Below are 12541 nucleotides of genomic sequence, written 5' to 3' on the forward strand. Positions count from 1 at the left end.
TGCTGATCCGGTCGTTTGCATAGAGGCAGATGATCAGGTCGACGCGGTGAAGCTCTCTGACCACTGACTGTGGAGGGGGCATGTTCGTGAAAAAATCTCCCGGATGTGCGGTACATATGTATTGCTCTGCCAGCAAGTGCCGCACGATGTTGCACAATCTTCCAAGTGTGAAAAAACGCTCGCCGGCGCACGGCCGACGAGCGTTTTTATCGTTCCTCAGCGCTCTCTGATGATGAATACCGAGTCCGGAGTCGACTCGACCTTCAAGACGCCACCGATCAGCCATACCACTTTGTTTTGTGCCGTTGCGGTGGTCAGGGCGAGAAACGCATCGTTGCCAATCCTCGCCGGCAACCCCGGGTCTGCCAGTTCATTCCCCGGGGTGTGCGACAGGCCGACATGTTCTACCGAGCCCAATTTCAGAAAGTAAACCTGATCATGGGTGGCATGCCTGAACACCAGCGTTGGCATGTGATGTTCGTGTGTCAGTGGAAAAACGTCGTAGCCGCTGCGAATCAGCAAGGCACCGAGCAGGCGTCTGAGGTTCAGGTCTGTGGGGTACGTTTTATAGTGGCCCCACTCGATGGGAAACCGCTGTGGATCGAAGGTGAGCCGTTGCAGTTCGCTGTCCACCTGGGAGGGCATCGGAATAAGCTTTTTTCTTCCGGCATCGATGGATGGCGCCACCGCCAGCATATTGAGCGGGTCGGCGTACGCCGGTGCGGTGGGAAACGGCTTCTGCTTCCACTGATGCAGGACAGCCTGAATATTGACCAGGCCGGTGCCGGTAATGACGGCGGAGTTGTCTGCCAGTTCGTAGAGTCTTCTCGCAACAGCCCATGAGGTCGGCGCAGAAAAGTCGGGAAACGCACTGGCCACCGACTGCGATAAAGGCTCCTCGAAAAAGCGTTTGCCGGGGTGTACTTCTCCCGGATCGTTACCGATGCGAAAGGTGGCAACAGGTTGCAGTGACGGTGCTGTGCGCAGCATCGTTTCAAAGGCAACGAAGCCGGCCGGGGCAAAGTCAGGGTGCTGCACAAAATAGACTTTTGGTGAGCGGTTGGAGCCAATCGGCACGATCGGATAATGAAACCAGCCAAGCTGCACCGACTCGACCACTGGCGGCTTGTTCAAATGCCCCCACGGTAACCAGAAGAACGGTGTCTGTTCGGTCGGGACGGTGGCGTCGAGAGTGGCCGCTGGAAATGGCTCGGGTGGCCTGGACGTATCAAGGCGTGGACGTTTGCTGGGGCCGGGTACTTGCTCGTCCGGTTCCGCGGCGGGCCGGGACTGACCCGCAACAGGACTGTCAGCGGCCTGTGCTGTTTGAACCCTTTGGCGCCAGAGTAGCGTGCCGGGCATCTGTTCAAACGTCAGATTGAGCGAGTCTCTGCTGGTCGCTGAGGCATATCGGTATTCACCCTGTTGGTTTTTACGCACCATCACCGTGCCTTCTGCCGTATCGACGAAGGTTTGCTTGAGCTTGTTGTAACGGATCCCCTCCGATGAAAGTTCCGCTCGGGTCAGGGTGTTTGCATCCTCCGGCGACAGGTAGGCGAGGGGCTGCGCTGTGACAGGCGTCTCGGATCGGGTCCGCATGGGTTGCCAGCCGGGGCGCTGAATGTGCCAACTGGTCAGGCCTTCAGACCTCGTTACCACCGGTCCCGGCACACCGGGTGCAAAGGTCAGCGGCACGTAATAGTTGCCTTGCCGATCCTGTTCGACGACGAACCGGCCTTCGTTGCCAAGTTGGGCGTAGGTTCGTTGATCCGGTCCGGTGAACAGTCCGGGGGTTTCTGCGACCGGTGTCAGCTCATTCAAACGGTTCTGTGGCCAGGCTATCGCACTGCGCGCGGAGCTGTAGGTGTCGCTACCGAGTCCCGGCATTTCGCTGACGGTAACAGCCGGCGGCCGTGTGACTGAGGTACCGGACGCCGTAGATCCAGTGGTCGAATCGATGCCAGACATCGGGGTGTCGGGCAAGTGAATACTGTGAGGAGCGCCTGAACCTGCTTGCACAGGTCTTGTTGTAACTGTTGTATCGGCGGCGGCTGCTGTCACAGAAACTTTCTTGGGGGGCTTGACCATACTCAATTACTCGTGGAGGGGTGATATCGAGCGCAAAAAGCGTCTCGTCGCATTGTTCAGGCGCACTCGTCGACATCCCGCAGAGCCTTGGCCGGGAACGAGATGAAGAAGTCGGGTTACTTCAATTTCGGAGTGCGCGAGGGGAATGGGGCTTGGCTGATGGAGGCAGGTTACGCAGGAGGAACCTTGAGCAAGGTAATCAGGGGGGCCTGATGGGTACAACGATTGACGACCCGAAGTTCTGAAAACTCAACGCGGGATTTGTCGCTACGCAGGATCCAGCTGTAAGCGGAAAAACTGTAGCTGAACGCTCCCGGCCAGTTGTCGGCAAAGATGATATTGCGCACTTTGACCTCTTGATTGGCCATTGACGCAAAAGCGTCAGGCAAGGCTTTTGTCGAGTCAGGCTCTTCAAAGAACCGCGCATCAAGCCCATCCAGATAGATCCGGTCAAAGGAAAGATCCACTACATGGACAATGCCTTGTTCGGAAATAACGCGTACCTGATCGATCAGGTCTTCTTCGTTTTCGTAAACCGGTAGATGAACAATGCAGGAGCCGATAAGTAACTGATTGTTTTCCAGTTTGACCTCGACCTTGCCGAGCTTGGTCGCATCGAGTTCCCAGGTCGATGAGTAAGGCAGTCTTGTCACAGCGTTCGCCAACGCACCGGGGGTCGTGAGTTTCAAGGTCATATTGGCAACCAGATGGACCAGGTAGGTGGCACCTTCACCTTCCAGGCTTTCCATCGCGGTCCGAATGGCTCTGGACTCGATGCTGGCGCAAGCATTCAGTGCATTGAGCTTGTACGCCTCGTTTGACGGCAACTCATAGGCGAATTGCTTCTGTCGAAATTTCAAGGGCAAGCGAAGTGGTGTTGTCCAGTGCTTGAAGGAATGCATCTCGTAATTGTCGTCGGCCGGAGCCACGTCTGTTTCAGGTGTAAGCCCGGCATTAAGAGCGACGCCGTCGTTGAAAATCAGCAAATATTTATGACTGGGGCGAACAGCCATGGTCCGCAGGATCTTGATCATGTTCTTTGGATCAGAACCGCCACGCGCCCAGGAAAAGTGTTTTAGCGTCACGATCTTTTCGCCAAAGTGATAGGTCAGATCACAGCCGGCTATCAGATCTTCACGTTTTTCGGACTGCCTTGCACTAAAGTGCGCTTCAACTTTGCTCAATTCGTCGCTGGCGTAATCCAGGTAAACGAAGGTGACGACGTCGGGACGATCGGCTGAATAGAATGTGACACTTTGCTCGGAGCGCGGAATGTAATAACGCGCTTCATGCTGGTGCTTTGTCCAGCATTCGGAGTTGTAAACAATCAGCGGTTTCGCGGGTTGCCCGTGTTTAATGATGTCGACTTCGATATCGATATTTTTGCCGCTTTCGATTGTTTCAGGCAGATCAGGTTTCAGCTGATAACGGTCCTTGGTCAAAAAGACCAGTTTGCCGTTTTTCAGTCGGGTTTCTTTCTCGTCTGTTTCATAGATGTCGTGGATGACGACGACGCTTTTTGGCTTGTCGTAAAAGTAGAATCCGGAGGTAATGATCAGCGAATTCTTTTCGATTACCCAACTTTCAATGAGATCGATCGGCCAGTTCAATTCAATGGTACTTTGCTGTTTACCATCCTCGAAGATGCACACACGACCTTCCAGGTGGTCGATGAAATACTCGTCGATACCTTCTTCACCCGAGGCTGTTGCACTTTTATGCAACAACTGTATCTGGTCGTTCCCAGCCCCCGCTTTTATGACGTCCTGGCCGCGAGACTTGATAATGTTGCGCTCATGGGTGCCTGTCACTACGTTCGCCGCGCCGCTCAGGGTTTCAACGTTTTCGATATTTTCCAAAAGACTGTGAAATTTATAAGTCGCGCCGTCCTCTGCATCGGGATTCGGAGTTCTTACCTGCAGTGTGCCTGCGCTTAAATCGATGTCATATCCTTTCGGCGTCTGGTGAACACCGTTCAGAGACAGGGTGTCGTTACCGGCGCCCCCCTTCACCTTCGAATAGGTTGATACTTCGATGTTTTTCTTGATCAGATCGGCGGCAGCCTCGAACACGAAGTGATCGTTTTTTTCACCACCTGTCAGGTCTTTGATCCCCGAGCCATAGTGGAAAATATTCGGTTTTTTTATCACTCCTTTGATCGAATCACGACCGTCACCCAAGTACCACAAGGTATTTTTGTTTTCCCCGGCAACGCCTACTACTGCGCCGGGCATATCCTTGGTAACGCCGTCGCTAGCATCAATAGTGTCGTCCCCACCGCGTATTACGGGTACGTTTTCCGTTTGCCAAGAGTCTATTTTCGTCCACCAGTTGCGCTTCCAGACTTGCGTGGGAACGAGATCAACTTCAAACGAGCCATTGACGACGGCTTCGGTGGAATCCTTTAGCTGAACGTCGAGCAATCTGCGAGCATTGCGTTTTAGCTGTTCCGTGTGCTGGATCAGGGTTCTTGCCTGGTTGTAGCGGTCCTTGACGCCTTGCTCGACGTCCCACATGCAGAATGAAAGGAAGCCTGAGCGCCACCGCTCACCCAGGGTCAGTTCAATGTAGTCATCAATGTCATCGACAATGCGCACCGCGCCATACACCTGTGATCCGATTGCCAGAAACGCACCGAACAAAAGGCCCGCCGGACCCACAAAAGACAATCCTGCCATTGCCGCTGTACCGAGGATAACGGTCATGGCCGCGCTGGTGATGCTCAACCCGGCGCTGATGTAATGATCCATGGCTTCTTTGCCGGTGGCATTGCTTGCTGCCTTCAGGGAGTTGACGGTGGTGTACACATCAAATGGCAAAGTCAGCGCCCCGCCAATCAAGCCACCGGATCGACTCAACCTCAGCGCAAACCTGGTTTTGGCGAAATCCTTGAAAGCATTTTTTCCGGCCGCCAGCATCTCGTTGGCAATCTTGCTGACGCCAACGTCAACGGCGATAGAGCCAATTTCCGAGGCAACACCTGTGGCGTTGATTACAACCTCTTTGGTATCGCCGGATTTCATCGCAACCAATATTCCGCGCAATCCCGTGTATATCCCGAATGCCTGGAGTCCGACACTGGAGCCGACTGTCAAGTGGGCCTTTACCGAGGCGACCCAGCGCCGAGTATTGTTTGGTAGTTGCGTGTGCTGCAAATCCAGCTTCTGCGCAGAGCTCAGAAGCTTCTCGATTTTGCTGCGGTAGTTTCCAGGATCAACCTCGATTGATGATGTTTCTCGGGTTATGTTTGGGGCGGTTATCGGGCGGTGGCTGGCCATGTCGAACAGCAAAGAAGGCAATAGATAAATATCGTAACCCGTCGCGGACTTCATATGATGTGCGATATCGCTGGCGCTGAATTGTAACGAGTTGATGAATGAGCGCTTGGGAATGCGGAAGAATGTGTTTGTGCCGTTCAGCGGGTGCCCGTCAATTGTCGCACCCAAGGCGTCGAGGGATACCCGTGTTATCGATATCTCGCCAATTTGTATTGGCCCGAACACCGAGTCGTTAGTTCTTAACTGTTCGATTTTTCGCTTTTGAGGCTGGTCCAGTGGCTTGTCGGAATTGCTGTTGATATCGATGGTTGAATCAGTATGTTTGTTCGACTCGGCGTGCATATCGGTAATGACGACTGCATCACTGTCTATTAAAGCTTCGCTTATCAGGGTGGCCATTTGAACTTCCTTGTTCTGGCGGGTGGGAAAAGCAGGCCGAGATAGTACGGGGGACGTACGAGGAATGTATATAAACGGGTTGTTGCGGTGTATTGCATATCAAAGGCATGCAATTACTGTCGGGGGAATCTGTAGTGCGCGATGCCGATCGGTCGTGGAGAACACCAGCCAGACTCGGAACTTTCAAGTCTGGCTGGCTGCAGCCAAGTAACAATCAGTCAAACAACCATTCAAATGCCTCAGTGACTGCTGAGTAACGATGCTGCCCCAGCGCCGCCGAACAAACCGGCGCTGATCCGGTTAAACCAGCTCTGTCCTTTGCCGCTGCGCAGATAACGCGCGGCACCGTGGGCGCCCAGACCGTAGGCCAGTTTGCACAGCAGATCCAGCAGGGTCCAGGTTACGATCATCACCAGCAGTTGTGGCAGGAATGGTTGCTCGGCACTGAGAAACTGCGGCAGAAACGCGGCGAAGAACAGGATGTCTTTGGGGTTGCTGGCACCGAGCACGAAAGCGCGTCCGAACAACGCGCGAAAACGTGGCACAGGCGCGGCTTGCGGCACGTCAGCGCCGACTGCTGGCTGACGCGATTGTTGCCAGCTCTGCCAGGCGAGGTAGAACAGATACAGTGCGCCGACGATTTTCAGCACGCTGAAGAGTTGCTCCGAGGCCAGCAGCAATGCGCCAAGGCCCAATGCCGATGCACTGAGCAGACAGATCGAAGCCGTCACGCCGCCGAGAAATGCCGGGTAGGAACGACGCAAACCGTAATTCAGACTGTTGCTGATCATCAGCAACGACAGTGGCCCCGGAATCAGGATCACCACCAATGCAGCACCGCTGAACAGCAGCCAGGTTTCCAGACTCATCACTTTGCTCCTTTCTATTGTTATCAAGATGCACAAAAGCCCCACCCGCAAAGGTGAGGCTGTTTGGAAACCTGAACCGCGTAGCGCTTACAGGAAAATGAACTTGGCGATGAAGATCGCGCAGAGCACCCACAGGCTGACGGAGATTTCCTTGTACTTGCCGGTACCGGCCTTCAACGCCACGTAGGTGATGAAGCCCAGCGCGATGCCGTCGGCGACCGAGAAGGTCAGCGGCATCATGATTGCGGTCACGATGGCCGGGATCGCATCAGTGGCTTCGTCCCATTCGATGTGGGCCATGCCGCCCATCATCAGCATCGCAACGTAGATCAGTGCACCGGCGGTGGCGTAAGCGGGAATCATGCCGGCCAGCGGTGCGAAAAACATCGCCGCTATAAATAGCACACCTACAGTGACGGCGGTAAGACCAGTCCGACCACCAGCGGCCACGCCGGCAGCACTTTCCACATAGCTGGTGACTGGAGGCACACCGACCACGGCGCCGAAAACGCTGGAGGCACTGTCGGCTTTCATGGCGCGGGAGAGGTTTTCGATACGGCCATCAGCGTTGACCAGATTGGCGCGCTGGGCCACGCCCATCAGGGTGCCGGCGGTGTCGAACATGTGCACAAAGAGGAAGGCCAGCACCACGCTGATCATGCTGACGTTGAACACGCCGGCGACGTTCATGGCCATGAAGGTCGGCGCCAGACTCGGCGGCGTCGACATGATCCCTTCGTAGTGCACGATGCCCAGGCCCCAACCGGCGAGGGTCACGGTGATGATGCTGATGAGGATCGCGCCGAATACACGGTGATAGCTGAGGATTGCAATCATCAGGAAGCAGATGGCCGCTAGCAGCGGGCCGGGTTCACGCAGGGAGCCGAGTTTGATCAGCGTCGCCGGACTGTCGACGACGATGCCTGCGGTTTTCAGACCGATCAGGCCGAGGAACAGACCGACACCGGCGCCCATCGCAAAACGCAGACTGACTGGAATACTGTTGAGCAGCCACTCGCGAATCCGTGAGAAGGTCAGGATCATGAACAACACGCCCGAGACAAACACCGCACCGAGCGCGGTTTCCCAGTTGTAGCCCATGGTGCCGACCACGGTGTAGGTGAAGAACGCGTTGAGGCCCATGCCCGGCGCCAAACCCACCGGCCAGTTGGCGTAGAGGCCCATCAACAGGCAGCCCAATGCAGCGGCGATACAGGTGGCGACGAAGGCTGCACCGTGATCGATCCCGGCATCGGCCATGATGTTCGGGTTGACGAAGATGATGTAGGCCATGGTGATGAAGGTTGTCAGACCGGCAATCAGCTCGGTCTTCACCGTGGTGCCATGCAAGCTGAGTTTAAACAGACGTTCCAGCAAGCCACTGCGTAATGGTGGCGAGAGGTCCAGCGTCGATGCTTCGGATTTGCGGCTTTCCACAGCGAGTACTCCTCAAGAGTTTTATTGTTATTTCCAGGGCCGGACCCATGAGGGGTGGCAGCGGCCCTTTGAGGCATACGCGAATTTGTTGACCATGCGGTCAGGAACTCGCACGCTGTGGATTATGCTTTTGTGTACAAATAAAGCAAATATTGTTTTTGGTTTTGTTTACGAAAGTTCCGTCGATAGCGATATATCGCCTGTACTGGCCCCTTCGCGAGCAGGCTCGCTCCCACATTTGAAATGCGTTCCCCTGTGGGAGCGAGCCTGCTCGCGAAGAGGGCGCACCTGTCAGTCGAGATGTGTCTGACTGTTCCCCAATGCCAGATTCACCGCCAACCAGCCATTCACCGCCGCCTCCCCAGCCTCGGCGAACACCCGCTCCAGCAACTTCACCTGCTCACGCCGCAAAGCCTGCTCAAACTTCGCGCCTTCTGCCGTCAACTCCAGCAGGCGCTTACGCTTGTCGGCCTCGGACGCCACGCTGTCCACCAAATGCATTTCCTGCAACTGCCGCAACGGCATGTTCAGCGCCTGCTTGCTCACACCGAGCAATGCCAACAACTCCTTCACGCTCAAGTTCGGATACCGCGCGATGAAAAACACAATGCGTTGATGCACTCGGGAGAGGCCGCGCCGCTCGAGCATTTCATCAGCCTTGGCGGTGAACGCCTGATAGCCGAAGAAAAAAGCTTCCATCGCCTGTTGCTGACTGGAGGGGTTTTTAAGGTCAAGCATGTTGACGTACTCGCTCAAGCTGTCGTAATTTCAGTCAACCAGTTTGACTCATATTTCACACGCCTCGCTACCGGTGACTTCCATGGCTTTTTCCGAACGTGTCTCGCGCCTTAAAAGTTCTTTGATTCGTGAAATCCTTGCCGCCGCCCAGCGCCCGGAAGTCATGTCGTTTGCGGGCGGCTTGCCCGCCGAAGCCATGTTGCCGAAGGTCGAGTGGGCCGAAATGCCGCTGTCGCTCGGCCAATATGGCATGAGCGAAGGCGAGCCGGCATTGCGCGAAGCCTTGGCCGCGGAGGCGAGGGCGCTTGGCCTGGAATGTCAGGCGAGTCAGGTTCTGGTGGTCAGCGGTTCCCAGCAAACCCTCGATCTGGCGGCCAAGCTGTATATCGACAAGGGCACGGAGATTTTGCTGGAAGCGCCGACCTATCTCGCCGCGCTGCAAATCTTTCAGTTGTTCGGTGCTGATTGCCTGACCGTGCCGCAAGAGTCCGATGGCCCCAACCTCGCGCAATTGCGCGACCGTCTGGAGCAACATCGTCCGGCGTTCATCTATTTGATCCCGACCTTCCAGAACCCGTCAGCCGTGCGCTACAGCGAAGCCAAACGCGCAGCGGTCGCGGCGTTGCTCGATGAATTCGGCGTCACCCTGATCGAAGACGAACCCTACCGCGAACTGACTTTCGATGGCGGCAGCGCCAAACCGATTGCTGGTCGACTGAAAAAATCCAGCTGGATCTACACCGGTACCGTATCGAAAACCCTGCTGCCGGGTCTGCGCGTTGGCTATCTGATCGCCAGTCCCGATCTGTTTCCGCACTTGCTCAAACTCAAGCAATCGGCGGATCTGCACACCAATCGCATCGGTCAATGGCAGGCGTTGCAGTGGATCGGTAATGACAAGTATCAGCAGCATCTGAGCGAGTTGCGCGGCTTCTATCGACAGCGGCGGGATGCCTTCCAGGCGGCGCTGGAAACACATTTTTCTGATCTGGCGGATTGGAACACGCCACAGGGCGGGCTGTTTTTCTGGCTGACGTTGAAGCAGCCGCTGGACACGCGAACGTTGCTCAATGAGGCGTTGGCCAATGATGTGGCGTTTATGCCGGGGGAGCCGTTCTTTCCAGAACCGGATAACCATCATGGGCACTTGCGCTTGAATTTCAGCCACATTGATCCGTCGCGGCTGGATGAAGGATTGAAGCGATTGGCGGCGGTGGTGCGTCAGGCGCAGCTGGATAAGGCTGCCTGAAAACAAATAAACCGGCTCACAGGCCGGTTTATTTTTGACTGGGATTCGTGGTGACTGAGAGGGCCTCTTCGCGAGCAGGCTCGCTCCCACAGTGGAAATGCATTCCAATGGTGGGAAGGGGCCATCAGCCCCAATACAGAAACATCAGACCGCCGCGAAGCGCTTATCCAGATAATCAATGATCACCTTGGACTCATACATCCAGGTCGTCTGCCCGTTCTCTTCAATCCGCAGGCAAGGCACCTTGATCCGGCCGCCCTGATCCAGCAGGGCCTGACGATCCTGTTCATTGTTCTTCGCATCCTTCAGCGTCACCGGCACATTCAAACGACGCAAGGTGCGGCGGGTTTTCACGCAGAACGGGCAGGCGTGGAACTGATACAAGGTCAGGTCTTTTGCAGCTGCATCCACCTGAGCCTGAGCAGCGGCGGGGCGCTTTTTCTTGCCCGGACGGGTGATGAAGTCGATGAAGATAACCAGTTGGCCGAGGCCGACACGAAGCGCTTTGACGAACACGTTGAAGCCTCACGGTGCATATTGAGAAAGGCGCGCAGCTTACCCGATTTTTCACGGACGAAAAAAAACCGGCGATGAATGCCGGTTTTCTTCGTGCCGCAAATTACTTGATGAGGCTGAGGAATTCGCTGCGGGTCGCTGCGTTTTCACGGAACTCTCCGAGCATCACCGAGGTGATCATCGACGAATTCTGCTTCTCGACACCGCGCATCATCATGCACATGTGCTTGGCCTCGATCACCACGGCAACGCCCAGCGCGCCGGTGACTTGTTGCACTGCATCGGCGATCTGACGGCTGAGGTTTTCCTGAATCTGCAGACGGCGGGCGTACATGTCGACGATCCGCGCGACCTTCGACAGGCCCAGCACTTTGCCGCTCGGGATGTACGCAACGTGCGCCTTGCCGATGAACGGCAGCAGGTGGTGTTCGCACAACGAGTACAACTCGATGTCCTTGACCAGCACCATTTCGCTGTTGTCGGAGCTGAACAGGGCACCGTTGGTAACCTCTTCGAGCGTCTGTTCATAACCGCGGCAGAGGTACTGCATGGCTTTGGCGGCACGCTTTGGCGTGTCGAGCAGGCCCTCGCGGGACACGTCCTCGCCCAATTGGCCGAGAATCGCGGTGTAATTCTGTTCCAGTGTCACAGGGGCTGATTCCATAAGGGTTTCAGAGGGGTACTGTTTCTGTCTGTACCAATTTTGTACCAATCAAGCTGTTTTCGAGCTTACCGAGTTCACCCCAGTCAGTGCTGGAATTGATCCATCGGGCGTAAGTCGATAGCAACATCTGAACGCTATGACCGAGCTGAGTGGCAATAAACGCAGGGTTCATACCCGCCATGAGGCACATGGTAGCGTAAGTGTGTCGGCAGTTGTATTGCCGGCGGGCGCGAATCCCCAATTCGGTCAATGCAGCCTGGAAGTGTTTATCGGTCACGCTCGACTGTTGAATGAACTCGAAGTTCTTCGTTGGTGGGAATACGTAGCCTGATTCGGTGCGTTTGCGTCGGCTCTGCAGGGCACGTTGTTGCGCTACCAGCTCGGCTTGCTCGATGGCGTGCAGGGCGCGACTGTTGAGCATGACCTGGCGCCCGTTACGAGTTTTGGTACGCTCCTCGATCTTATAGTCCGCGACGATTCGACACACGTTGACTAGCCGCTTTTCCTTGTCGACCTCTTCCCAGCGCAGCGCTGCGATCTCGCTGGGGCGCATGCCGGTGTAGAAGGCGAACTCGAAGTAGGCCGCGTAGATCCGCATCGAGTGGGTCAGCGTCTTATATAGGTGATCGATGATCTGATTGGCCTCGCCGACTGTGAACGGATCGATAGGTTTTTTGGCCTTCACCGGCAGTTCGATGGACTCCACTGGGTTACGGGTGATAAGGCCATCTTTTACTGCGGTACCGAACACTGTGGTCAGGCGCTGGATCGCCGCGCGCTTTACGCCCGGTGTCGGCCATTCTGTGTTGGCCACGACCTTGCGCAGCATCACCGACGTGATGCTGTCGATTGGCAGCATTGCCAGATACGGCATCCAATACAGATTGAGCGAACCGAGGTAGTTCTTGCGTGTGCCGGACACGATCTCGCGACTGTTGAGCCACTCCTGGGCGTACTCCCCGAAACGGGGAGTCGCAGAGTAGTTGGCGTAGGTGGAGTTTGGGAACAGTTCAGCGTATCGCTGATCATCCAGCACGCCATGCTTGATCAGGCTGGTTACGTTAGCGCGTAGGTCGGCGGCAGCCTTAATCCCCTTCGGCGTTTGGGGATAGGGGAGGGTTTCGCAACGGCGTTGCCCGTTCCAGGTGAAGCGAATGCGGACAGACTGTCCAGCAAATTCAACTCCGGTGGGCAATCCCATTGGCTTTCGAGCCATGCCTCGTATCTCCTGATGCTGTAGTAAATGCGGCTATCGATGGTGTTCCACACCCCTTTGGGGATGACGCCTCTGGCGCGTTTTCCT

At 55.8% G+C, this 12541-nt stretch carries 9 protein-coding genes; 1 reads left to right on the forward strand and 8 read right to left on the reverse strand.

The genetic code is table 11. From position 1 onward, the window contains the following. Nucleotides 1-216: 216 nt before the first annotated feature. The 5 genes from CCX46_RS08970 to CCX46_RS08990 all read right to left on the reverse strand — a co-directional run bounded on the left by CCX46_RS08970 (nt 217) and on the right by CCX46_RS08990 (nt 8809). Nucleotides 217-1968: a hypothetical protein gene (locus tag CCX46_RS08970; protein WP_127926407.1), complete on the reverse strand. Its 1752-nt coding sequence runs from the start codon at nt 1966-1968 to the stop codon at nt 217-219. A gap of 290 nt (nt 1969-2258) precedes the next feature. Continuing rightward, entirely contained in the window at nt 2259-5765 is a 3507-nt protein-coding gene (locus CCX46_RS08975) for a calcium-binding protein (RefSeq protein WP_127926408.1), read from the reverse strand. Between the two features lie 239 nt (nt 5766-6004). Next, nucleotides 6005-6634, reverse strand: a complete 630-nt coding sequence (locus CCX46_RS08980) for a LysE family translocator (protein WP_127926409.1) — start codon at nt 6632-6634, stop codon at nt 6005-6007. Between the two features lie 87 nt (nt 6635-6721). After that, complete coding sequence (locus tag CCX46_RS08985; RefSeq protein WP_007914003.1) at nt 6722-8071, reverse strand: NCS2 family permease; 1350 nt, start codon at nt 8069-8071, stop codon at nt 6722-6724. A 291-nt stretch (nt 8072-8362) separates the two neighbouring features. After that, on the reverse strand, nt 8363-8809 hold the full coding sequence (locus CCX46_RS08990) for a MarR family winged helix-turn-helix transcriptional regulator (RefSeq protein ID WP_127926410.1): 447 nt from the start codon (nt 8807-8809) through the stop codon (nt 8363-8365). 82 nt (nt 8810-8891) lie between these two features. Here CCX46_RS08990 and CCX46_RS08995 point away from each other — a divergent pair, with 82 nt between their 5' ends. After that, nucleotides 8892-10058, forward strand: coding sequence for an aminotransferase-like domain-containing protein (locus tag CCX46_RS08995; RefSeq protein ID WP_127926411.1), 1167 nt, complete (start codon nt 8892-8894; stop codon nt 10056-10058). 144 nt (nt 10059-10202) lie between these two features. On the opposite strand, the gene CCX46_RS09000 is transcribed toward CCX46_RS08995, so the two are convergent. The 3 genes from CCX46_RS09000 to CCX46_RS09010 form a co-directional block, all read right to left on the reverse strand. Continuing rightward, on the reverse strand, nt 10203-10574 hold the full coding sequence (locus CCX46_RS09000; protein ID WP_127926412.1) for a glutaredoxin family protein: 372 nt from the start codon (nt 10572-10574) through the stop codon (nt 10203-10205). 103 nt (nt 10575-10677) lie between these two features. Then, nucleotides 10678-11223 (reverse strand): GTP cyclohydrolase I FolE, encoded by a 546-nt coding sequence (gene folE, locus CCX46_RS09005; protein ID WP_010456659.1) that lies wholly within the window; start codon nt 11221-11223, stop codon nt 10678-10680. Between the two features lie 22 nt (nt 11224-11245). Next, nucleotides 11246-12454, reverse strand: a complete 1209-nt coding sequence (locus CCX46_RS09010; RefSeq protein ID WP_127926413.1) for a tyrosine-type recombinase/integrase — start codon at nt 12452-12454, stop codon at nt 11246-11248. Between the last annotated feature and the right edge of the window lie 87 nt (nt 12455-12541).

This window comes from Pseudomonas sp. RU47, from assembly GCF_004011755.1.
Taxonomy (GTDB): Bacteria; Pseudomonadota; Gammaproteobacteria; order Pseudomonadales; family Pseudomonadaceae; genus Aquipseudomonas.